The organism is Oleiphilus sp. HI0043, assembly GCF_001634935.1.
In genome coordinates this window covers 1-283 of record NZ_LWEY01001054.1, presented here as the reverse complement: position 1 = coordinate 283, position 283 = coordinate 1, and the positions used below count along the sequence as shown (strand labels likewise).

Sequence of the window (283 nt, the reverse complement as noted above, 5' to 3'; positions counted from 1 at the left end):
TGATATTAACGGCCATCAAGTTAGTAACATCGTGGATAACAGGCAGTACAGCGCTACTTGCTGACGCTTATCACTCCCTGTCTGATATTTTGGTCTCGCTTACCTTACTTTGTGGCATCTGTATTCGCGTTTCTGTCGAGAAAGGGCGCTTATCCATTTCTGAAGAAAAAGCGCATCAGCTGGAATCTATTCTGGCGATCATAATGTCCTGCTTGATTCTTTACGTTCCGGTAGAAATTATTCAGGAAATAAAATCCCAAGAGGCAGAAGATTTACAACATTT

General features: G+C 41.7%; 1 protein-coding gene. It reads left to right on the top strand.

What is annotated here, in order from left to right:
* Nucleotides 1–283, top strand: a 283-nt coding sequence (locus A3729_RS11070; RefSeq protein ID WP_197475805.1) for a cation transporter, incomplete at both ends; no start/stop codon positions are given.